14 protein-coding genes and 1 pseudogene are annotated in these 21,885 nt (G+C 74.0%); 10 read left to right on the forward strand and 5 right to left on the reverse strand.

What is annotated here, in order from left to right:
- Window positions 1-92: 92 nt before the first annotated feature.
- The gene (locus ACWCO8_RS09035; RefSeq protein ID WP_451031671.1) at window positions 93-1,709 is read right to left on the reverse strand and encodes a hypothetical protein; all 1,617 of its coding nucleotides are present in this window, start codon (window positions 1,707-1,709) and stop codon (window positions 93-95) included.
- A gap of 467 nt (window positions 1,710-2,176) precedes the next feature.
- On the opposite strand from ACWCO8_RS09035, the pseudogene kdpB reads away from it, so the two are divergent.
- The 4 genes and pseudogenes from kdpB to ACWCO8_RS09055 all read left to right on the forward strand — a co-directional run bounded on the left by kdpB (window position 2,177) and on the right by ACWCO8_RS09055 (window position 6,418).
- Window positions 2,177-4,337 (forward strand): annotated as a pseudogene (gene kdpB / locus ACWCO8_RS09040) (potassium-transporting ATPase subunit KdpB).
- 285 nt (window positions 4,338-4,622) lie between these two features.
- Window positions 4,623-5,432: an SDR family NAD(P)-dependent oxidoreductase gene (locus ACWCO8_RS09045; RefSeq protein WP_451031672.1), complete on the forward strand. Its 810-nt coding sequence runs from the start codon at window positions 4,623-4,625 to the stop codon at window positions 5,430-5,432.
- Between the two features lie 50 nt (window positions 5,433-5,482).
- On the forward strand, window positions 5,483-5,560 hold the full coding sequence (locus tag ACWCO8_RS09050) for a 50S ribosomal protein bL37 (RefSeq protein ID WP_451031922.1): 78 nt from the start codon (window positions 5,483-5,485) through the stop codon (window positions 5,558-5,560).
- 78 nt (window positions 5,561-5,638) lie between these two features.
- Window positions 5,639-6,418, forward strand: a complete 780-nt coding sequence (locus ACWCO8_RS09055) for a GNAT family N-acetyltransferase (protein WP_451031673.1) — start codon at window positions 5,639-5,641, stop codon at window positions 6,416-6,418.
- A 21-nt stretch (window positions 6,419-6,439) separates the two neighbouring features.
- Here ACWCO8_RS09055 and ACWCO8_RS09060 read toward each other — a convergent pair whose 3' ends face one another.
- Both ACWCO8_RS09060 and ACWCO8_RS09065 read right to left on the reverse strand, forming a co-directional pair.
- Entirely contained in the window at window positions 6,440-7,192 is a 753-nt protein-coding gene (locus ACWCO8_RS09060) for a DUF4118 domain-containing protein (protein WP_451031674.1), read from the reverse strand.
- Between the two features lie 121 nt (window positions 7,193-7,313).
- A complete protein-coding gene (locus tag ACWCO8_RS09065) occupies window positions 7,314-9,152 on the reverse strand; it encodes an APC family permease (RefSeq protein ID WP_451031675.1) in 1,839 nt (612 codons plus the stop codon).
- Window positions 9,153-9,369: 217 nt separating this feature from the next.
- Between ACWCO8_RS09065 and ACWCO8_RS09070 the strand changes: the two genes are divergently transcribed.
- Window positions 9,370-10,155, forward strand: a complete 786-nt coding sequence (locus tag ACWCO8_RS09070) for an ATP-binding cassette domain-containing protein (protein WP_451031676.1) — start codon at window positions 9,370-9,372, stop codon at window positions 10,153-10,155.
- Here ACWCO8_RS09070 and ACWCO8_RS09075 read toward each other — a convergent pair.
- Window positions 10,118-13,318, reverse strand: coding sequence for a BTAD domain-containing putative transcriptional regulator (locus tag ACWCO8_RS09075; RefSeq protein WP_451031677.1), 3,201 nt, complete (start codon window positions 13,316-13,318; stop codon window positions 10,118-10,120). The genes ACWCO8_RS09070 and ACWCO8_RS09075 overlap by 38 nt on opposite strands.
- Before the next feature lie 142 nt (window positions 13,319-13,460).
- Here ACWCO8_RS09075 and ACWCO8_RS09080 point away from each other — a divergent pair, with 142 nt between their 5' ends.
- Together ACWCO8_RS09080 and ACWCO8_RS09085 are read left to right on the forward strand one after the other, a co-directional pair.
- On the forward strand, window positions 13,461-14,156 hold the full coding sequence (locus ACWCO8_RS09080; RefSeq protein ID WP_451031678.1) for a DUF6338 family protein: 696 nt from the start codon (window positions 13,461-13,463) through the stop codon (window positions 14,154-14,156).
- Complete coding sequence (locus ACWCO8_RS09085; protein WP_451031679.1) at window positions 14,131-14,295, forward strand: hypothetical protein; 165 nt, start codon at window positions 14,131-14,133, stop codon at window positions 14,293-14,295. The genes ACWCO8_RS09080 and ACWCO8_RS09085 overlap by 26 nt, the downstream gene beginning before the upstream one ends.
- Before the next feature lie 45 nt (window positions 14,296-14,340).
- Here ACWCO8_RS09085 and ACWCO8_RS09090 read toward each other — a convergent pair whose 3' ends face one another.
- Window positions 14,341-19,335, reverse strand: coding sequence for a CHAT domain-containing protein (locus ACWCO8_RS09090; RefSeq protein WP_451031680.1), 4,995 nt, complete (start codon window positions 19,333-19,335; stop codon window positions 14,341-14,343).
- 211 nt (window positions 19,336-19,546) lie between these two features.
- On the opposite strand from ACWCO8_RS09090, the gene ACWCO8_RS09095 reads away from it, so the two are divergent.
- Genes ACWCO8_RS09095 through ACWCO8_RS09105 form a run of 3 tightly spaced genes read left to right on the forward strand, consistent with a single transcriptional unit; the run spans window position 19,547 to window position 21,830 of the window.
- Entirely contained in the window at window positions 19,547-20,182 is a 636-nt protein-coding gene (locus ACWCO8_RS09095; RefSeq protein WP_362010106.1) for a metal ABC transporter ATP-binding protein, read from the forward strand.
- Window positions 20,179-21,057, forward strand: coding sequence for a metal ABC transporter permease (locus tag ACWCO8_RS09100; RefSeq protein ID WP_451031681.1), 879 nt, complete (start codon window positions 20,179-20,181; stop codon window positions 21,055-21,057). Before ACWCO8_RS09095 ends, ACWCO8_RS09100 begins: the two co-directional genes overlap by 4 nt.
- Complete coding sequence (locus ACWCO8_RS09105) at window positions 21,000-21,830, forward strand: metal ABC transporter solute-binding protein, Zn/Mn family (protein WP_451031682.1); 831 nt, start codon at window positions 21,000-21,002, stop codon at window positions 21,828-21,830. The genes ACWCO8_RS09100 and ACWCO8_RS09105 overlap by 58 nt, the downstream gene beginning before the upstream one ends.
- The last annotated feature ends 55 nt before the right edge of the window (window positions 21,831-21,885 follow it).

The following is a 21,885-nucleotide window of genomic DNA, read 5'->3' on the forward strand; positions in this document are numbered from 1 at the left end:
TACGCATCCTCTACGTGGCCGAGCCCTGAGCTGGGAGTTCGCCTGCGCCCGGCGTACCGTCGGGCCCTGCGCGGGCCCCGGCGGGGGCACCGTCAGCGGAACTCGGCGAGGCGTGAGCGCAGGCCCAGGGCCGTCAGGACGGCGGCCGCGAGCAGGGCGAGGCCGGCCCAGGGCAGGGTGGTGCCGAGGGCGCCCCGGCCGTCCGAGGCGGCCTGTGCGAAGGCGGTGCGGTTGATGCCGGTGACCTCGTCGAGGGCCGCCATCCACGCGCCGAAGTGGGCGTTGGACTCCCCCGGGTCCCAGCCGATGCAGAAGGACACCGCCTCGCTCTCGTGGCCGGCGGCGACGAGGGACCGGATGGTGCGGTCGTCGCGCTGGTAGACGAGGTACGCCTGCACGGTCCTCTCGGCGGCGTCCCGCTCGCCGGGGAAGGTGATGTTGTCCAGCTCGCGGCGGAACTCGCCGGTGAACCGCTTGTCCGTAGGGTCCTGACCGTAGGCCTGCCAGGTCTCGGTGAGCGCGGGCTCGTACCCGCCGAGGGTGCTGACGCCCTCGACCCCGTAGAGGCTCTGCGACTTCGCCAGGAAGCCCGCCTCGTGGGCGGCGCGGTTCTCCTTGTCGAGCAGGTAGCGGCTCTCGTCGGCGTTGGCGTCGTACGCGATGGCACGGGCGCGCGACAGGGCGACGACGGAGTCGAAGGCGTCGCGGCGGGCGACCCGCAGCTCCTCGGAGGTCGCGGTGAGCGCCTGGGCACCGAGGACGAGCGCGGTCAGGACGCAGACGGTGGCGCCGAGGACGCCCGGGTTGAGGACCCGGTGGAAGCGGCGCGCGAGGTACCACTGGAGCGCCACGAGGACGGTGAGCAGCGCGGCGCCCACGCCCAGGAGCAGCGCGGTGTGCGTCCGCAGGTCCTCGCGTTCGGCGCCGTAGGCGTCCTCGAACTGCTGGTTGTTGGCGTCGACGAGAGCGCGGGACTCGGGCAGCATCCGCTCGGTCAGCAGGCTGTAGGCGGTGCGGTAGTCGTCGACGGCGGCCGTCTTGCCGCCGGCGCGGGTGTCGTTCTCCAGGGCGCGCCCGACGAACTCCTGGTAGCGGGCGAAGTCCTGGGTGAGGAGCTCCACGGTCCGCTGGGCCTTCTCGTCGCCCTCCGCCGCCACGGCGAGGGTGCGCAGCTCCTTGCTGACGGACTCGCGTGCCTCGTCGTAGAGCTGGAGCGCCTTGTCGTACGACTCGGTCAGCCGGCCCTTTCCGGCGTCACCGTTGGACAGCAGGATGTTGACGGCCTGCGCGTCCATGTCGTTGAGCGCGAGGTTCAGATCGGCGGCGCTCACCGTGCGCGGGGCGTGCCGGCCCGCGACGGCGTCCCAGGTGCCGGAGGCGGAGAGGCCCGCGGTGAGCAGGATCCCGGCGCAGGCGGCCGCGAGCAGCAGGACGCCGCCGCGCAGCAGGCGCAGCCGGGCGGGCAGGGTGTCGCCGTAGCGGCGGCGCAGCACGCGCAGGCGCCGCGCGACCCGGTTCACGGCCCGGTCGAGGAGCCGGGCGGGCGGGGCGCCGGGGTCTCCGGGTACGCCGGTGGGGCCGTCCGGACCGCGGCCCCCTCGTGGCCGCGGACCTGGACGGCCCGCCGGTCGTCCGGCTGTCCCCGTCGGTGCGGTGGCGGCCCGGGCCGTCGCGTCCGGACCTTGCGCGATACCTGTCGTGGTAGCCACGCACCCTCCCACCTCACATGATCGGACAGCCGTCCGATCCCCCGTGCGGACGAGTCTGCGTCCCGAACCGGCGCGGAATGACCTTCATTGACGGCCTCCTGACGGTCCGTCGGCCCGCTTTGACGGGCCCTTGGCGCGCGTCCGCGGCGCGCCGTCAGAGCGGTGTCAATTCCGGTGCCCGAACGCGTACGCAGCGTTGCCGTGCGACTAGATTCCCGTCTCGGTCGCTCACCGGCCGGGACGTCAGTGGCCTGACCGTCTCCGGCTCGCGAGGGCACGCGCCACCCGACCCCATCCGGTGGCCCGTGCCCTCACGGAGCGACCGACGCCGCACGTCCGCGGCCGTGACCATGGGTGCCGGGGTGACCCCGCGCCGCCCAGGCCGTGGGCGACGGCGCTCCCTGCCGTCTTCCCCCGGGCGTCCGCCGCGCGGGCTGCTCCGGGGCCCATCAGAAGGTCCTCCCGCGATGCATCCCGCGTCCCCGCACGCGCCTTCGGCACCGTCCGCCCCCTCGGCCCCGCCTCGCAACCCGGTCCCTCGGCCGGGGCGGCGGCGCTCGGCGCGGAGCGGGCTGCTCGACCCCGTCATGCTGATCAAGTGCTTCCCCGAGGCGGTGCGCAAGCTGCACCCCCGGGCCCTGGTGCGCAACCCGGTGCTCTTCGTGGTCGGCGCCGGATCGGTCCTGACCACCCTCTCCGCGCTCTTCGACCCCTCGGTCTTCACCTGGGTCATCAGCGTCTGGCTCTGGCTGACGGTGATCTTCGCGAATCTCGCCGAGGCGGTGGCGGAGGGACGGGGGAAGGCGCAGGCCGAGTCGCTCCGCAAGGCGCGCACCGACACCGTGGCGCTGCGGCTGCGGCACTGGCGGTACGGGGAGGACCTCGACCGGACCGAGACGGAGGCCGTCGCCGCGAGCGACCTGAAGCTCTTCGACTTCGTCCTCGTCGAGGCGGGCGAGATGATCCCGGCCGACGGCGAGGTGGTCGACGGGGTCGCCGCCGTCGACGAGTCCGCCGTCACCGGTGAGTCCGCCCCGGTGATCCGGGAGTCCGGCGGCGACCGGTCCGGCGTGACCGGCGGCACCACGGTGCTCTCGGACCGGATCCTGGTCCGGGTCACCTCCCGCCCCGGCCACTCCTTCATGGACCGGATGATCGCCCTCGTCGAAGGCGCCTCGCGGCAGAAGACCCCGAACGAGATCGCGCTCAACATCCTGCTCGCCGCGCTGACCATGGTCTTCATCCTGGTCGTCGTGGCCCTGAAGCCGATGGCCGCGTACGCCGAGGCCGCCCCGTCCGCGACCGTCCTCGTGGCGCTGCTCGTGACCCTGATCCCGACGACGATCGGGGCGCTGCTCTCCGCGATCGGCATCGCCGGCATGGACCGGCTCGTGCAGCGCAACGTCATCGCCATGTCGGGCCGCGCGGTCGAGGCGGCCGGCGACGTCAACACGCTGCTCCTCGACAAGACGGGGACGATCACGCTCGGGAACCGGGAGGCCGCCGCCTTCGTACCGCTGCCGGGGGTCGAGGAGGCGAAGCTCGCGGACGCCGCCCAGCTGTCGTCGCTCGCCGACGAGACGCCCGAGGGGCGGTCGGTGGTGATCCTCGCCAAGGAGCGGTACGGGCTGCGGGCGCCGGCCGAGGGCGAGCTCGCCAACGCCCGCTTCGTGGAGTTCAGCGCGCAGACCCGGATGAGCGGCATCGACCTGCGCTGGGACAACGGCGCCGCGTGCCACATCCGCAAGGGCGCGGCCGCGCAGGTGATCGCCTGGGTGGAGATGTACGGCGGCCGGGTGCCGGACGAGGCACGCACCTGGAGCGACGCGATCGCGGACGCGGGCGGCACGCCTCTTCTGGTGGCCGTGCACGACTGGGACGGCCCGCGGGTCCTCGGGATCGTCCACCTCAAGGACGTCGTCAAGGACGGCATCAAGGAGCGGTTCGCCGAGCTGCGGCGGATGGGCATCCGTACGGTCATGATCACCGGCGACAACCCGCTGACCGCACGCGCCATCGCCCAGGAGGCGGGCGTCGACGACTATCTCGCGGAGGCCACCCCGGAGGACAAGCTCGCCCTCATCAAGAAGGAGCAGGAGGGCGGCAAGCTCGTGGCGATGACCGGCGACGGCACGAACGACGCCCCGGCCCTCGCGCAGGCGGATGTCGGCGTGGCCATGAACACCGGTACCTCGGCCGCCAAGGAGGCCGGGAACATGGTGGACCTGGACTCCAACCCGACGAAGCTCATCGAGATCGTGGCGATCGGCAAGCAGCTCCTCATCACCCGGGGCGCGTTGACGACCTTCTCCATCACCAACGACGTGGCCAAGTACTTCGCGATCATCCCCGCGATGTTCGCCGGCGCCCACCCGGGCCTGGAGGCGCTGAACATCATGGGGCTGCACAGCCCCACCTCGGCGATCACCTCGGCCATCATCTTCAACGCCCTCATCATCGTGGCGCTGATCCCGCTCGCCCTGCGGGGTGTCCGCTACCGCCCCTCCTCCGCCCACGACCTGCTGAAGCGCAAACCTCACCGTGTACGGCCTCGGCGGCCTCGTCCTGCCCTTCCTGGGCATCAAGGTCATCGATCTCCTGGTCTCCACCATCCCCGGCCTGGGGTGAACTTCCGTCAGGAGGGCGTCAGGGAAACGGGGTCGTGCTTGCCCCGGGACTCCGGCGCGGGTTCGATGGACACCATGAACAGCGCATGGCTCCTTCTCGATCGGCCGCCTCATCAGGCGCCCCGTCGTGAGCCCCGCTGTCCGCAGACCGCAGCCTTCCGCTGTCCGGAGACCGCAGCCTTCCGCTGACCGTCTCCACATCTGCCTCGGGGCGTCGTGACTTCACAGTCCGGCGCCCCTTCTTCGTACCCGAACACTCTTCACCCTTGAGGGACTGAGACCAGTCATGTCCGTTTCCGACCTTTCCTCCCGCACCGTTCTGGTGACCGGTGCCACTTCCGGCATCGGTTACCAGACCGCGCGGCTGCTCGCCGAGCGCGGTGCGACCGTGCTCGTCCACGGCCGCACGGCCGAGGAGGCCCACGCCGCCACCGACCGGCTCGTCACGCTGGCCGACGTCGACGGGTCCCGACTGTGCGCGTTCTCCGCGGACTTCACGCGGCTGGAGGAGGTGGAACAGCTCGCCGCCCGTGTGTTGGCCGAGCACCCGCACCTCGACGTCCTGGTCAACAACGCCGGAATGGCGGCCCCCGAGCGGCACACCGTGACCCCCGACGGCAATGAGATCGCGTTCCAGGTCAACTTCCTGGCGCACTACCTGCTCACGCACCTGCTCGAGCCGGCCCTGACGACCGACCCGGGCGGCCGGGTCGTGAACGTCTCCTCCTCGCTGCACCGCACGGGCTCGATCCAGTGGAACGACCCCAACCGCACCCGTCGTTACTCCCGCCTGGCCGCGTACGCGCAGTCCCAGCTGGCGCTGACGGTCTTCGCCGCCGACGCGCGCGTCACCGCCGTCTCCGTCCACCCGGGCATCTGCACCACCAGCCTGCTGCCGCTCTACGCCCACGAGGGTGTGTCCCCGGCCGAGGGTGCCGAGCACGTCGTGCGGCTCTGCGACCCGGCCGTCGAGATCGTCAACGGCGCCTACTACGACCGCGAGCACCGCGTCGAGCCGGCCGCGGCCGCGTCCGAGGAGCGCACGGTCAAGCGCCTCAACAAGCTCGCCGACCTGCTCGTCGGCCAGCCCGCCTGACGACTCCAGGACCAGCTTCACCCCCCGTACCACCGAAAGGAACACCGTCCATGTCCAAGCGCGCCCGCAAGAAGAAGGCACGCCGCAAGAAGAAGGCGAACCACGGCTCCAGGGCCGGTCAGCGCTGAAGTGCCAGGGGGGCGGCCCGTCCATTACGCGGGCCGCCCCCGTCCCGTCCCCAGGTCCTGTTCCCGAAGGAGGTCTCCGTGTTCCCGCACCCGTCCCACCAGCCCCCCGCCCCCGCCCGGGCGTTCCCCACCGGTGCCCCCGGGACGGCCGCCCTCGCGGAGCACGTCCTCACCACCGGCCACGGCCGCTGGTGGACCGACCGCGCCGAGCGACCGCGCGCGGTCGCCGTCTCCTGCGGGGACCACGCCCTCCTGGCGGGCGACCCGACGGCCATGACACCGGCCGACCTCGCTCCGCTCGCCGACCACTACGTCGAGGCCGCGGACCGCTTCCTGCCGCTGCTGGGCGGCGCGTTCGACCGGGTCACGCCCTGGGAGCGGATGCTCTACATCCACCGCGTGCCCGTCGCCGCCTCCCCGGTGCCGCGCGGGGTGCGGGTGCGCCGGCTCTCCGCCGAGGACGCCCCGGCCCTCGCCGCGCTCGACCCCTCCATGGCCTGGATCCACGACACCTGGGACGGCCCGGCCGGGCTCGCCTCCTCCGGCCTTGCCTGGGCCGCGTTCCACAAGGGCCGTATCGTCGCCGTGGCGTGCACGCGCTTCCTGGGCAGCCGCTACGAGGACCTGGCCTGCGCGACCGCGCCCGACGCGCGCCGCAAGGGGCTGGCCCTCGCGTGCGTCACCCGGCTCGTAGCCGATGTGGCGGAGCGCGGCCGCACCGCGAGCTGGTGCTGCTCCCGCGACAACCGCCCGAGCCGGCTGCTGGCCTGGACGGCCGGATTCCGGCTCGACCACGAGTACGTCCACCATGTCGCGGGCTCGGCGGGGCGCGTGCCTCAGATCGCCGCGGCGGCCTGAGCCAGCGAGGTCGTACGGGCGTCACACCGGCGTCGCGGTCCTGCCGTCCTCGGCGAGGGCCGCGGCCGCCTGGGCCGCGAGGTCGAGGGCGACCAGGCGGGACTCCAGCGGCGGCGGTACGGAGCCGGGTGCGGGCCTCATCATGAAGCGCCCCTGGTAGCGGCCGTGCGCGACGGCGCGCAGTTCGATCTCGCCCTCCGGCCAGCCCTGCCGGTCCAGGTCCCAGATCCAGCCCTGCACCTTCACCGATCCGTCCGGATCGAGCCGCGGCGGGCGTCCGATCAGCGAGCCCTGCTCGAAGCGGCAGGCGCTCAGGTCCAGTACGTCGGTCAGCTCGGCGCGCACCCGGCGGACGATGTCGTCGGAGGAGGTGCTGAAGCGGGCGAGCCGTGTCGTGCCGTGCAGCCGCTCCAGGTGGGTGGCGTCGGTGACGGCGATCCGCTTCAGGGTCCTGGCGCGCGCCGCGAGTTGCGAGACGGCGAGGCCGACGACCAGGAGCAGGACCGAGGTCTCGATGTCGGCCCGGTCCTCGATGTGGAAGCTCTGGTACGGCGCGGTGAGGAAGAAGTCGAACCAGGCGGCGGCCGACAGGGCCCCGATCGCACCGGCGATCCGGTTGCCGAGGGCCGCCACGGCGACGACCACGACGACGAGCAGCAGCGCCAGATTGGTGTGCGTGACGCTGTCGCGCAGCGGCACCAGGACGAGCGCCGCGGCGAAGGGGGCGAGGACTCCGGCGGCCACGGCCACGGTGTCCCGGAGCGGAACGGCCATCGTGCACCTCCGTACGCGCGGCTCCGTACACGTCAAGCCTCCGCCCGGTGTCGCGTACGCGGCAACGGGCGGAGGGGTCCTTGACGGATTTCTTACGGCGGATCCGCGGGGATCCTCCGTGTCAGCAGCGGAACCGGAGCCGGCAGATCACCGCGTCGGTGTCGCGCCGGACGGCGTGGGCGACGACCGCGCCCCGCTGGTTCTGCAGGAGCCGCTGCCACAGGTGCGCGGGCTCGGCCTCCGGGATGAGGACCGTGACGCGGGTGTCCGGTTCGGTCTTCGCGAGCTCGCGGACGTACGCGGTGATGGGGCGGCCCAGGGAGCGGCGCTCGGAGGGCAGGCGGACGAGGTCGACGCCCGGGTTCCAGAGCGCCCAGTCGCGCTCCAGGGCCTCGGTCGCGGCGCGGTCGTCCGGCTCCGGGTGGCAGACGGTCACGGCACGGACCTCGTCGCCGAGGGAGACGGCCGCGGTGAGGGCCTCGCTGGTGAGCCGGGTCAGGGAGGAGACCGGGACGAGGACCAGCGAACGCTCGCGGTGCGGGGGCTCGGGGATCCGGCCGACGCCGAGACGCTCACCGATCTTGCCGTAGGCGCGGTGCACGGTCTCGAAGAGGACGACGAGCAGCGGCAGCGCGATCACGATCAGCCAGGCGCCGTCGTGGAACTTGGTCGCCGTGACGACGACGGCGGAGACGCCGGTCAGGAGGGCGCCGAGGCCGTTCAGGAAGGCCTTGCCGACCCAGCGCGGGCCGCGCTCGCGGCTCCAGTGCAGCACCATGCCGGTCTGGGCGATCGTGAAGCCGACGAAGACGCCGATCGCGAAGAGCGGGACGAGGGTGTTGGTGTCGCCGCCGGAGAAGACGAGCAGGGCGGCGGAGACGACCGAGAGCCAGACGACACCGTGGCGGTGGACCTGGCGGTCCGCCTTCAGGCCGAAGACGTGCGGCAGGTAGTTGTCGCGGGCGAGCAGCTTCAGCAGGACGGGCAGGCCGCCGAAGGAGGTGTTCGCGGAGAGCGCGAGCAGGATCATGGTGGCGAACTGGACGACGTAGAAGGCCCAGTTGTGGCCGAGGGACGCGTCGGCGAGCTGTGCGAGGACGGTGACGCCCTCGACCGGCTGGAGGCCGAAGCGGGAGATCAGGACCGAGAGGCCGATCAGCATGACGCCGAGGAGCACACCGAGGGCGACCTCCGCGCGCATCGCCCGCTTGGCGGCGGGGGCGCGGAAGGACGGTACGGCGTTGGCGATCGCCTCGACACCGGTGAGCGCGGAGCAACCGGAGGCGAAGGCCTTCAGGAGCAGCAGCGCGCCGACGGTGGTGGCGTTGTCGGCGAGGACGGAGGCGTGGCCCGCGGAGGCGGCCGTGGAGACGGGCGCGTCGCGGAAGAGGCCGACGACGATCAGGACGAGGATCGCGCCGATGAAGACGGCGGTCGGCGCGATGAAGGCGCGGGCCGAGTCGACGATGCCGCGCAGGTTGACCGCGGTGATCAGGACGAGGACGACCAGGCAGATCCACAGCCGGTCGCCGTAGAGCTCGGGGAAGGCGGAGGTCAGGGCCGCGACACCGGCGGTGACCGCGACGGCCACGTTGAGGACGTAGTCCAGGACGAGCGAGCCGGCGGCGACGAGGCTGGTGCGCCGGCCGAGGTGGGTCTTGGCCACCGCGTAGGAGCCGCCGCCGTCCGGGAAGGCCCGGATGACCTGCCGGTACGAGGCGACGAGCACGGCCAGCAGGCCGGCGATGGCGAGCGTGACCGGGAGGGTGAAGCCGAGGCCGTGGGCGCCGGCCGCCGCGAGGACGAGGACGATCGCCTCGGGTCCGTAGGCCACCGATGCCATCGCGTCGAGCGACAGCGCGGCGAGCCCGGTGACGGCGGTCAGCCGGTGGCGTGCACCGGTATCGGGGGGCTCCTCGGCGCTGGGGGCGGCACCGGGCTCGGTGGTCAGGACGGCCATCTTGCTGATCCCTTTCGTGGCAGGTCCGCTCAGGTTCGGCCCCCGGGCGGTCGCATTCACGCCACTCTTGCGCCCTCTTGACGCAGTCCTGGCTGGTCCGTACGCGTTCTTGACGCGGCCCGGCCGTCAACGCGCCGTCAGCGCGCTGTCAGCGGCGCCGGACATCGTGGGGCGGGTCCGTCGGGAACGCCGGGGAGCGGAAGGAAGGGGATGGACGATGTCGTACGCCGTCCGGGCGGAGGGCCTGGTCAAGAGGTACGGGGACACGGTCGCGCTGGACGGGTTCGACCTTGCGGTGCGGCCGGGCGAGGTGGTGGCGTTGCTCGGCCCGCAGGGAGCGGGCAGGACCACGGCCCTGCGCGTCCTGGCCGCCCTCGACCGGCCGGACGCGGGCCGCGCGACCGTCTGCGGCCACGACGTCGTACGGGAGGGGGCGCGGGTCCGCGAGCTGATCTGGGGCATGGAGTGGCCCGCGGGCGGTCGGGAGGCCGGCGACCTGCTCGGAAGTCCCCGGGTCCTGCTCCTGGACGAGCCGGACGCCGCGCTGCTGTGGAACGTCGTCGGGCATCGGGCGGCGGAGGGGACCGCCGTCCTGTTCACGACCCGGCACCCGGCCGAGGCGGACGGGCTCGCCGACCGGGTCACCGTCCTGGACGGCGGCCGGGTCGTCGCGGAAGGGCCCCCGGAGGAGCTCAAGCGGAGACTCGGCGACCCGTCGCTGCGGGTGCGCCCGAGCCTGGCCGGGGACGGGGACGCGGTGCAGCGGATCCTGACCGAGCTGACCGGCGCCGTCCCGTCGCACGACCGGCACACCGGCCTCTTCTCCGCACCGGCCACCGATCCGATGCTCCTGTCCGCACTCGTACGCCGCCTGGAGCGCGCGGGCGTCGGCACCGAGGAGGTGGGCCTGCGCCGGCCGGACCTGGAGGAGGTCGTGACCGCTCTGACGGCCGGCGCGGGCTCCGTCAGGCCTCGGTACCCGGCGGTGCCGCGCAGTCGGTGAGCAGGGCCAGTGCCTCCTGGCGGGGCATGGTGGCGCCGCGCTGGAACGCCTCGCGGTAGGCGTTCTCGCCGAGTTGGGCCGTCAGGCGGTCGGCCAGGGACCGCATGTGCGGGTCGCCGTGGTCGAACGCGCCGCGGACGACACGGGACATCCCCTGGCCCACCGCCGCGCCGACCGGGTCCCCCTCCAGGGCGAGCAGCAGGGCGCGCTGTTCCACCACCCAGGTGAGGCCGTTGCTGTCGCCCCGGGCGACATGGCCGCGCACGGCGCGGGGCAGCAGGGCGCGCGCCTCCTCGGCCGCGCCTCGCACGATCAGGTTGGCCATCCTGCCGGCGGCGATGATGTCCCGGCTTGTCTCCTCGGGGTACGGGAGCCGGTGCAGGAGGCTCTCCATCCGGTCCAGCGCCTCCTCGGCCCGGTCGAGCTCACCGGCGACGCGGTACACGTAGGAGAGCTGGGTCAGGAGACCGACCTCCACCCGCCGGTGGCCCAGTTCCCGGGCCTGCCGCTGAGCCGCGAGGATGTCGCGCAGCGCGCCCTCGTTGTCCCCGGAGCGCGAGCGTTCCTGCGAGAGCCGGTACTTGGTCCAGGTGAGGTGCTCCTCCGTTCCCAGTTCGGAGCTGATCGCCACGGCTCGCTCGAAGGCCGCGAGTGCGGGGCCGTAGTCGCCCCGCAGGGAGTGGTCCCGGCCGAGCGCGAGCAGGCTCATCACCAGTCCCCAGCGGTCGCCGACCTCCTCGAAGCCGCGCAGGGCCTCGGCCCGGGCCTCCGCTCCGCTCTCCAGGTCTCCCTGCTCGGAGAGGACGAAGTCGTGTGCCCAGTACGCGCTGGCCCGGACCCAGGGGTCCTGGGAGAGCAAGGACTGCTGGAGCCCGCGCTCCCGCTGGTCGGTGTCGCCCGCGAGCTGGGACATCCGCAGCAGCGGCAGCGCCGGGTGGAAGCCGAGCACCTCGGCGCGGTCGACGTCGGTCTTCTCCAGGAAGGGGTCGTCGGCGTCCGGAGGGCCGGCCGCGCTCCGGACGAGCCCGAAGGCCGTCCGCGTCTCCTCCGGGAGCGCGTCGCCGAGGTTCAGGACCTCCCCGAGGAAGGTCTCGAACTGGGTGGTCATGCCCCTGATCCCCCAGTACCAGAACAGCGCCCTGACGAAGCGGGCGGCGCGGGCCGCGTCCCGGGTGTCGAGGACCGAGCGCAGGGCGGCGGCCATGTTGTCGTGCTCGGCGTCGAAGGCGGCGATCGCGCGAAGCTGTTCGCGGGTACGGAGGAGGGGTTCGAGCTCCTCGGCCAGGGCCAGGAAGTGGTCGGCGAACGGCAGGCCGACGTCGTCCCCGTCCGTGACGAGCCGGTCGGCGGCGAAGGCCCGTACGGTCTCCAGCATCCGGTACCGGGGCTCGTCCTCGCCCGAGCAGGTCACCAGGGACTTCTCGACCAGGGTGTCGAGGACGTACGCCACGTCCTCGGCGGGCAGGGTCTCGTCGGCGCAGACCCCCTCAAGGGCGGCGACCGTGGCACCGCCCGGGAAGACCGAAAGCCGCCGGGCCAGGGTCCGTTCGGGCTCGTCGAGGAGGTCCCAGCTCCATTCGACCAGGGCGAGGAGCGTGCGCTGCCGGGGCAGCGCGGTGCGGCTGCCCGAGGTGAGGAGGCGGAAGCGGTCGTCGAGGCGGCGCGCGATCCGGTCCACGTGCATGGAGCGCAGCTTGGCGGCGGCCAGTTCGAGGGCGAGCGGCATCCCGTCGAGGCGGCGGCAGATCTCCACCACGGGGCCCACGGTGGTGGCGTCGAGGACGAAGTCGGGGCGGACGCCGACGGCCCGGTCCACGAAGAGCCGGACGGCGGTCGCGTCGGCGGACTCAGTAAGCTCGTCGGCGGTCGCGGGGAGGTCGAGCGGGCCGAGCGGGCACAGCACCTCGCCGGTGATGGCGAGGGCTTCGCGGCTGGTGGCGAGGATCCTCAACCTCGGGAGCCGGTCGAGGAGTTCCTCGGCGAGTTCGGCGGCGGCCTCGACGACGTGCTCGCAGTTGTCCAGGACGAGCACGGCCTCGCCGCCCTCGAAGAGTTCGGCGAGCCGGTCGACGGGGGTGAGGCGCCCGCCCTGCCCACTGTCGTAGACGCGGCCGTCCTTGGAGCTGAGCGCGCCGAGGACCGCGTCGGCCAGCTGGTCCCCGGGGCCGATGCTCGCCAGCGGCGCGAACCAGACCCGGCCGCGGTCGTGGGCCCGGTGCCGAGCCGCGGCCTCCAGGGAGAGCCGGGTCTTTCCCGCTCCGCCGAAGCCGACGACGGTGACGAGCCGGGACGAGTCCAGCAGACCGGCGACCCGCTCCAGTTCCCCCTCGCGACCGACGAAGCTCGTCAGCCGGGCCGGGAGGCGGCTCGCCACCGACTCCGCACGGGTGGGGGTCGTCAACTCGCCCCGGAGGAGGGCGAGATGGATCTCCTGGAGCTCGGGCGACGGGTCGACGCCCAGTTCGTCGGCGAGGCGACCGCGTATCTGCTCGTACACCGCGAGCGCGTCGGACTGGCGCCCGGCGGCGGAGAGCGCCTTCATCCGCAGCCCGGCGACGCGCTCGCTCAACGGGCGTTCCGTGCCCGCCGTTTCGAGGTCGGCGAGGACCTCGGCGCACCGGCCGAGGCGGAGTTCGGCGTCGAAGCGGTCCTCGGCGGCGGTGGCGCGCAGGTCGTCGAGGCGGGTGGCGGCGGCGCGGGCGAAGGGGGCGTCCAGGACGTCCGCGAGCGCGGGGCCCCGCCACAGCCCGAGGGCCGTACCGAGCAGCGACGCGGCCTCCTCCACGTGCCCGGCCGCCAGTTCGCGTCTGCCGCGCGCGGCCAGCTCCTCGAAGCGGTGGGCGTCCACGTCCTCGTCCCGTACCGACAGGCGGTAGCCGCCGGCCACGGACTCCAGGGTGGCCGCTCCCCGCAGGGCCTTGCGGAGCCGGGAGACCAGGGCCTGGAGGGCGTTCTGCGCCTCGGCCGGGGAGTCGGCCCCCCACAGGCCGTCGACGAGCGCGTCGACGGAGACGGGCCTGCCGCCCTCCAGCGCGAGCCGGGCCAGCAGCATGCGCAGCCGTACGCCCCCGATGTCGACGGCCGGCCCGTCCTCTATCGAACCGTCCTTGACCGAACCGTCGTCGGCCGTGGCCCCGACCGGGCCGAGCAGCGCGATTCTCACGACGGCAACCTCCCCCATGGTGCGGCGAATCGCGCCATCCTATCGATTCGATCACCCGTGCTCCCGCATGAGACCTCGCACGACGTACGGTGTGGGCCGGGGAGTTGGCGGCGCGCGCGACGGAAGTGGGAGCGAGGGAACGATGGTTCCGGGAACGGTGCAGCAGCTGACCATTCTGCTGATCCTGGTGCTGCCCGGAGTCTTCTACCAGGCCGTACGCGAGCATCTGCGCGGCGCGGTCGCGGCGGAGCAGGAACCGCAGAACCGGATCGTGCGGGCCATCGCGGCCGGCGCACTGCTCGACGCCGTGTACGCGGTGGCCGCCGGGCCGTGGCTGGTGCGGCTGCTCGGCGGGCAGGGCAAGGGGCCGGTCGCCGGGGTGCTCGCGCACCCCAGGGAGGCGGGGATCGCGGCACTCCTCCTCGTGGTCCTGGTGCCGGCGGGGATCGCCTGGGCGGAGGCCCGCCTGGACCGGAGGCGCAGGAGGGCCCGGTACGAGCCGACGCCGACGGCCTGGGACGCGCTCTTCCGAGACCGGGGTTCGTGCTTTGTCCGGGCCCGGCTCAAGAACGGGCTGTGGGTAGGTGGTTGGCTGGGGTCAAGGTCGGCGGTCTCGGCCTATCCGCAGCCGGGCGACCTCTATCTGCAGGCCCAGTACCGGATGGGTCCCGACGGCCGGTTCCTCGGGAAGGTTCCGGACACCGGCGGGGTGTATCTGCGCGCCGCCGACATCGACGTACTGGAAGTGCTGCAGCGGCCGACGGCGCCGGCCGTCCCCACGGCCCGGGCGCACGCGGAGGAAGGAGCCGGTCATGACACAGCATCACAAGGGCAGTGAGGACGCGGAGTTGGAGGAGCTGCTCACGGAGTTCTCGGGGCGCCGCACCTACCGGCCGTCCGACGACGCGGCGGAGCCGGACGACGTCCCCCAGGCACCGTCCGGTACGGCGATGGGCGAGGACGCGCCGTCCGACTGAACGGGCGGGCCGCCGGGTCCGTCGCGGAGGGCGGGCCCGCCCCCGTCACGGTCCGGTGTGGATGTGCGCGGCCCACAGGTGCGGGGCGCCCGCGAGACGGCGGCGCAGCTCCCTGACCGGGCGGTGCAGGGCCGTCGCCGGGTCGATCGGGCGGCCCCGCGCGAGGTCGTCCACGAGGCTCGCGTACAACTCCTCCGTCAGCCGGGTCGCCACCTTGTCGGCCACGGGCCACAGCGTGCCGATCACATGTGGGTACCCGGCCAGTTGGAACGACGAGGCCAGGTGGACCGACTCGTCGGGGAGGGTGAATCCGCCCTGGGAGGTCGAGCAGGCCGACAGGACGGCGAGAACGGCCTCGCGGGGGCGCTGCTCGGCGGCGTCGCGGACCGTGAGCCGCCCGTCGTGGAGGATCAGTCCGCTCTCCGACGGCGTGTTCGGGTCGCTCACTCCGTGGCAGCTGAAGTGGACCCACGGGTGCGCCGGCAGGGCGTCGCGGACGGCCGCCACGGTGGCGGCCCCGCCCGCGAGTTCGCGGTGCGCGGGGAACAGCCTCCGGAGCAGTTCCGCCTCCTGGGCGACGCCGGGCAGCGACGGGGCGCCGGGGGTGTCGGCGAGGCTGACGATCAGCGGGGCGGGGAGGGTCGTGGCGGCGCCGACGGGGGCGTTCCGGGCGCGGACCAGGGCGCGCAGGGTCGGGGTGTACGAGGAGACGACCCGGTCGAGGACGGTCTCGCCCGGCCTCGGGTCGGGGCGGCCCGCGGCGTGCAGCGGTAGGAGCGCCAGCCAGCCCGTGGGGCACCACCAGAGCCGGGTCGACGGTCCGTCCTCGCGCGGGGCGGCGAGCGGGCCGAGGCGGTCGAGGACCGGTTCGGCGACGGCGGTCCAGAGCCACTCCAGGGTGTCGGACAGGGTCCGCATCGCGGCGACGGCCCGCCGGGCCCCCTGGTCTCCGTACGCCCGGTCGACGGCCTCGACGAACTCGGTGGCCCGGTTGAGGGACTCCTCGTGGTCGAGGGCGGGCAGCGGGACGACCTGGATGCCCTCGGCGGTGACGAGGAGGGCGGCGGAGCCGTGCCGGCTGACGTTGACCACCACGACCGGTCCGCCGGAGGCCGCGCCGAGCAGATCCGCCGCCGCCGGCGCGGCCAGGAAGTCCTCCAGACCGGGCAGTCGGCGGATCCGGTCGAGGAGTTCGTCCCAGGTCCGGGCCAGGGCGTGCCGTGTCTCGGCGAGGAGTCCGGCCTCGTGCCCGGAGTACGAGGGGCCGTACGACGGGTCGTCGGGTGCGCCTGCATGCCGGGGAGCGGCGGGGATCGTCCTGAGGCCGCCGTTCGGATCGGCGCTCAGCGCGTCGCGGACGCGTTCGAACTCGGCGGCCAGGGCAGGGTCCGCCGCACGCAGCCGGGAGAGGTCGCCGCGGGTCTCCACGCCCTGGGCGAGCAGAATGCCCCGCCCCTCTTCGAGGAGGGTGAGCGCGGCCGACGGGTCCCCCGCCCGGAGCGCGAACGCGGCGGCGTCGGAGGCGAGCCCCGTACCGCCGGTCAGGCGGCCCTCCTGGTCGGCGCGGGCGAGACCGCGCGGGGCGAGCTTGGACAGCAGGCCGACGGCGTACGTGTACCCGGCGAGCGCCTCGGCGTCCTCACCCGCCGCGGCGGCCGCGTCGCCCCAGGTGCGCGCGGCCAGCAGACGCTGGGAGACCGGGGCGATCGTGCTGTGGGCGGCCTGCCGGGCGCACCGGATCGCCTCGCCGAGATCCGCGGCCCACGCGGCACCGCGGGAGCCCGCGTCGCCGGCCGCGCCCGCGCCCCCACCCGGCCCGTCGGTGAACCGGGCGCGGGCCACCTGGATCCGGGCGAGGATCCACAGGCCTTGGGTGTGGTCGGGGTGGCCTTCGGAGAGCCGGCCGAGCCCCTCCCGTACGGCGCTCAGCCCCCGGTCGAGCAGAGGGCCCAGTGCCGGGTCCGTGGCGCCCTGGGTCATCTCCGCGGTGCCCATGATGGTGCCGGCCAGGTTGATGAGTGCCATCGCCCGGCGCGGGTGGCGGTCGTCCAGGCCCGCGAGGGCCTCCTCCAGGACGCGCCTCGACTCCACGGCGAGGGGGCGGTCCTCCGCCTCCGGGGAGAACGCGACCCGGTGCAGCAGGATGCCGAGGTTGATGCGCGCGAGGTCCCTGCCGTGCCGCTCGCCGTGCTCCAGGGAGATCGCCTCGCGCAGCAGGTCCGCGGCCTCGTCCGCGTCGGCGCGGTCGCCCGTCTCGCTGTATCGGGTGCTCAGCGCGTGGGCGAGGTTGGAGAGCTGGACGGGGCGGTCGAAGGAGTTCGGCGCCGACTCGTCCACGGCGCGGCGCAGGACGGTCAGGCCCTCGGTGAGCCAGGTGCGGTCGCCGGTGAGGCTGGAACGCCGCACGAGGGCGATGCCGAGGTTCATGAGGACGCCCGAGCGCCCGGCGTGGGAGGCGGGGACGACGGTGGCCGCCTCGCGCAGGACGCCGAACGCGGTGTCCATGAGGGTGTCGTCGACGGTGTCGCCGGCGAGGGCGAAGAGAGCGTTGCCGTAGTTGGTGAGGAGGACGTGGCGGTCGCCGGGTTCCTGGCTGTTCTCGAGCGCGGCGCGGTAGTGGTCCAGGGCCTCCTCGCGCTGGGACGCGTCCAGGCTGCGCTGGTGGAGCTCCAGGAGGACGTTGGCGAGGTTGGACCGGGCGCGCCACACGGAGGCCGGGCGGGTGCCGGCGGTCCTCGGGGCGGGCACCCGTGACGCGGCGACGGCCTGTCGCTGCCAGTGGACGGCCTCTTCGAGGGGCCCGGCGTCGCCGGTGAAGCGGGTGAGCGAGCGCAGGGCGTTGCCGAGGCGGGTGAAGTTGTCGGCCGCGCCCGGCACGGTGGGGCCCGCGTCGCGGACGGCCTCGCGGAGCACTTCGACGGCCTCCTCGAGGAGGGTGACGTCCGAGCGGTGCTGGGCCAGGCGCTGGAGCGCGTCGCCCAGGTTGCCGAGGCGGTGCGCCCGGTAGTGGTCGCGCGGGCCGGTCGCCGCGACCGCCTCCCGGTGCGACCGTATCCCTTCGGCCAGCGGCGCCTCGTCGCCGGTGAGCATGCCCAGACCCGCCAGCGCGGCGCCGAGGTTGGAGCAGGCCACGGCCCTGTCGTGGACCTGGCCCGGCGGTGCGACCGCCACCGCGAGGCGCAGTGTGCGCACGGCCTCGGCGTAGGCTTCGGGGCCGCCGGTCGCCTCGCCGTGCTCCAGGAGGACGCAGCCCAGATCGGACAGGTACTCGGAGCGCCGGGGGTCGTCGTCGCGCATCAGGTCGAGCGCCTCGTCGATCAGGGCGAGCCCCTCACGGCGCGCCTCCTCCGCGCGCACAGCGACCGGATCGGCGATCGGACCCGCTGGTTCGCCGTAGACCGCGGCGCGGTTCGCCCGTCGTACGAGCAGCTGCCCGAGGGCGTTGCGGGCGGCGGCCCCGACGCCGTCGTTCCCGACCGTCAGCGCGACGCACTCCCGGTACGTGCGTTCCGCCTCCGCCTCGTGCGTCTCGGCCTGCTCGCTCCGGCCGTCGTCCGACGCGTCGAGGACCCGCGCCAGTTTGAGCAGCACCCTGGGCCGCCCGGCGTCGTGCACCGGGCTCTCGGCGGCGACGCGGCGCAGCAGGGCGAGCGCTTCGGCGAGCGCCTCGGGCGCGTCGCCGACGGCGCCCGCCCGCAGTCGCAGCAGGTCGGCGAAGTCCAGGGCCCGGCCCTCGTACTTGCCGTCGTGCGGCGCGGTGGCGTCCAGCGCGCTGCGGGCGTGCCCGAGCGCGGAGTCCAGCTCTTCGAGGACGCCGGTCTCGACGTACCGGGTGCGCAGGACCTGGGACAGGACGTACTCGGCGTAGGCGTGCGCCGGGTGTCCTGGCGGGGCGGTCGCCAGGGCGTCGCGGGCCGCGCGGTGGGCGTCGTCGAGGGCGGCGGGGTTGCCGGCCGTACGGCCGTTGAGGGCGAACGCGAGGTTCGAGAGGTAGAGGGAGGCCTCGACCGGATTGCCTGCCGAGGCGGCCGCGCGTCGGATGGTGTCGATGCCGTCGTCGTAGAGCCCGGTGCGGTCCTGCGGTCCCGTGGCCGGCTCGGGGGCGAGGGAGAGTCCGATCGACGCCATGCCCAGGTCGGCGAGATGGGCCGCGGGCGGCGGCTGCCCCGGGGGCTCGGCGGCGATCGACCGGCGCAGGAAGTCGACGGCCTCGACGAGGAGAACAGGCTGGTCGAGCCGGGGCGCGGCGCTGAGCAGCGCGGAGCCGAGGAGGCCGAGGTGCAGGGCGTGGTACGGATCTCCCGGCATGCTCACGTCCAGCGTCCGGCGCAGGGTGTCGACGCTCTCGCGCGTCACCTCCGGATCGGAACCCGCCTCCGCCACGTGCCTCAGGACGAGGCCCAGGTTGCCCTGCCTGCGGGCCTGTTCGGCCCGTTCCGGGGAGGGGGCGGCCACGGAGGCGCGGCTCTGGTGCACGGCCTCGTCGAGGAGTTCGGGGCCTCCGCCGTCCCGGAATCCGTAGAGGAGGACCAGACCGAGGTCGGACAGGAACGTGCCCTGTTCGGCGCTCCCCTCGGGGACGCCCGCGACGGCGTGGCGCAGCAGGACGGCCGAGGCGGGCAGCAGGGCGGGGTTGCGGTGCCGGGTGTACAGCAGGAGGATCCCGGCGCCCACGTCGTACGCGCTCCCGGGGTCGGCGTCCGCCCCGGCGGGCTCGCCCGCGAGGAGCGCGAGCAGCGGGCTCAGCAACGGCGGCACGTGCGCGGGCGAGACCCGGTGGACGTCGAGGAAGCAGAGGGCGGCCGAGCCGAGGACGGCGTGGTCCGTCGCGCCGCCCGCGAGGAAGCGGCCCCATTCGTAGTAGCCGATCGCGTTGACGGCGGCCAGCAGGACGTTGCCGTCCGGGAGCAGGCCGGCGCCGCGTACCGCCTCGGCGTCCGCCGTCGCCTCCTCGGTGAGGAACCAGGCGAGCGCCTCGGGGTCCTCTTCCGCCCGCTGGATGTGGTCCAGGATGCGGCGCGCTGTCTCCTCGACGTCCATCGGCCCCGCGCCCCGCTCCCCCGTCGGCTCCACCGTCGTGCCCGGTCGAGGTCAACGTAGCTCAGTGGTACGGGTGTTGACCAAGGTGCTCCGCCCGCACCGAAACCTCCCGGCCACCCGCCCCGCGAAAACCGGACGGACGCCGGGAACCGGAGGGGCGTCGCGTCCGACTACCCGGGCGGACTCCACGAGGATGGCGGGAAGGCGGGGAATGGGCGGACTTGACGTTCACATGCGGGGGGTCGCCTGCCGCCATGGCCGGGTCGACGCCGTCACGGGCGTGGACCTGGAGATCGCGGCCGGAGAGCGGGTCGCGCTGACCGGCACCAACGGGTCGGGGAAGACCACCCTGCTGCGGGCGGTCCTGGGGCTGCACCGGCCGGTGAGCGGCTCGATCCTGGTGGGCGGGCGGGGCACCGACTCCGCCGCGGAGGCGGCCTGGCGGCGCCGGGCCTGCGCCTGGATCCCGCAGAAGCCCGCCGCCGGCCGGTTCCCGCTGCTCGCGAACGAGCTCCTCGCGAGCGGCGGCGCGCCGGCGGAGGCCGCCGAGGCCGCCGCCCGGCTCGGGGTCGCGCAGCTCGCGGAGCGGCCCGTGCACACGCTCTCCGGGGGGCAGTTGCAGCGCGTGTACCTCGCGCGGGCGATGGGGTGCGTGGCCGCCGGAGCACAGGTGCTGCTCGCGGACGAGCCGACCGCCGCCCTCGACTTCGAGGGCCAGGAGGAGGCGGCCGACACGCTGACGGCCCTGCCGGTCACCCTGATCGTCGTGACGCACGACCGGGCGCTCGCCGAGCGGTGCGACCGGGTCCTGGAGATGGCCGCCGGACGACTGCGGGAGGTTCGGTGAACCTCGCCGCCGACTTGGGGGAACTGCTCCAACTGCTGCCGGTGCAGCGGGCCGGGTTCGCGTTGCTGCTCGCGGCGGTCGGCCTGCCGGTGGTCGGGGTGGTGATCGTCGGGCTCGACATCATGCCGGTGCGCTTCGCGATGATGCACGTGGCGCTGCTCGGCATCGCGGTGGGCCTGCTGACCGGTCTCGACCCGATGGTGTGCGCGCTGGTCGCGTGCGCCCTCGCGGGCGCCGGGGTCGCGCCCCTGGCCCGTACCCCCGACGGACTGTCCGGGGCGATGGGGCTGTTGATGAGCCTGGCCATCGCCGCCGCCCTGCTCGTCCTCGCCGTGTCGGGCGTCAACGCCTCAGGTGCGTTCGCCCTGTTGTGGGGGTCGATCCTGTCCGTCGGGACGGCCGACATCGTCGTGCTCGGTCTGCTCGCCGTGCTCGTCCCGGGCCTCTTCTGGTGGAAGCGGCGGGATCTGGCCCTCCTGCTGTACGACCGTGAGCTCGCGCTCTGCTCCGGCGTGCCCGTGCGCGCCCTGACGCTCGTCCTGCTCGTCCTGGTCGCGGTGGCCGTCGCCGGGGCGATCAAGCTGACCGGCGCGCTGCTCGTGGACGCCCTGACCCTGCTGCCCGCGCTGGCCGCCCGGCGGCTCGGCACCTCCCTGAAGTCGATCACCCTCTGGGCGATCTCCATCGGCGTCGCCGTCAACCTGACCGGCTTCCTCATCGCCCTCTGGCTGGACTGGCCCCCCGGGCCCGTCCTCGTCCTGACGGCGGGGGCCGTCGTCCTCGCCGTCCATCTCATCCCCGAACGGAGAACCCGCTCATGGCGCGCACCCGCGTCCGCATCCGCATCGCTTCCCTCCTCCCGGTCCTCGCACTGAGCGCGGCCTCCGTTCTGCTGACCGGCTGCGGCGCCGACTCGGGCCCCGAGCCCGACGCGGGCCGCGACGACGCGCGCCCGGGCGACGGGAAGCCGGTCGTGGTCGTGACCACGACCTGGGAGGGGGCCTTCGCCAAGGCGGCGGGCGCCGAGGACATCACGGTGATCGTGCCGCCGTCCACCCACCACGCGCCCGACTACGATCCCAAGCCCTCCGACCTCGCCGCCGTCGCGAAGGCCGACTTCGTGCTGTACGCGCCCTTCGAGCCGTACGCCGCGAAGATCAAGGAGGCTGCGGGCTCCAAGGCCGAGCTGGTCGAGGTCGGTCTCGACAACGACGCCGACAAGGTGAAGGCCGAAGTCACCCGTCTGGGCAAGCTGTTCGGCACGGAGCAGGCGGCGACGACCTGGAAGGCAGGCTTCGACACCGAGTACAAGAAGCTGTCGGGGGAGCTGAAGGTCGCCTGGCCGGGCGGGAAGAGCCCGAACGTCGTCGCGCAGGTCTTCACCGCCTGGTCGGCGAAGCTGGCGGGTGCGACGACGGTCGGCACGTACGGCCCCGAGGCCGTCACGCCCGCGCAGCTCGCGGACCTCTCCAAGAAGAAGCCCGCGTTGGTCCTCGACAACGCGCACATGTCGACGGGGACGGTGCTGCCCGACTCCGGCGCCACGCAGGTGAAGATCGTCAACTACCCGGGCGAGGACCTCGATCTGCTGGCCGTGTACCGGACGGCGGCGGCCGAGCTGAACAAGGCGATGGGCGCCACGTCCTGAGCCGGACGGTCGTAGGGAAGCGGTGAGGGTGGGGGCTGTCCGGTCGGACCGCCCC

The sequence above is a fragment of the Streptomyces sp. NPDC001927 genome (genome assembly GCF_053594455.1).

Coding starts and splice junctions, on each gene's coding strand:
- ACWCO8_RS09105 (WP_451031682.1), top strand. CDS start 21,000: ATGGCGCGCACCCGCGTCCGCATCCGCATCGCTTCCCTCCTCCCGGTC.
- ACWCO8_RS09065 (WP_451031675.1), bottom strand. CDS start 9,152: ATGGCCGTCCTGACCACCGAGCCCGGTGCCGCCCCCAGCGCCGAGGAG.
- ACWCO8_RS09045 (WP_451031672.1), top strand. CDS start 4,623: ATGTCCGTTTCCGACCTTTCCTCCCGCACCGTTCTGGTGACCGGTGCC.
- ACWCO8_RS09095 (WP_362010106.1), top strand. CDS start 19,547: ATGGGCGGACTTGACGTTCACATGCGGGGGGTCGCCTGCCGCCATGGC.
- ACWCO8_RS09060 (WP_451031674.1), bottom strand. CDS start 7,192: ATGGCCGTTCCGCTCCGGGACACCGTGGCCGTGGCCGCCGGAGTCCTC.
- ACWCO8_RS09090 (WP_451031680.1), bottom strand. CDS start 19,335: ATGGACGTCGAGGAGACAGCGCGCCGCATCCTGGACCACATCCAGCGG.
- ACWCO8_RS09070 (WP_451031676.1), top strand. CDS start 9,370: ATGTCGTACGCCGTCCGGGCGGAGGGCCTGGTCAAGAGGTACGGGGAC.
- ACWCO8_RS09050 (WP_451031922.1), top strand. CDS start 5,483: ATGTCCAAGCGCGCCCGCAAGAAGAAGGCACGCCGCAAGAAGAAGGCG.
- ACWCO8_RS09080 (WP_451031678.1), top strand. CDS start 13,461: ATGGTTCCGGGAACGGTGCAGCAGCTGACCATTCTGCTGATCCTGGTG.
- ACWCO8_RS09085 (WP_451031679.1), top strand. CDS start 14,131: ATGACACAGCATCACAAGGGCAGTGAGGACGCGGAGTTGGAGGAGCTG.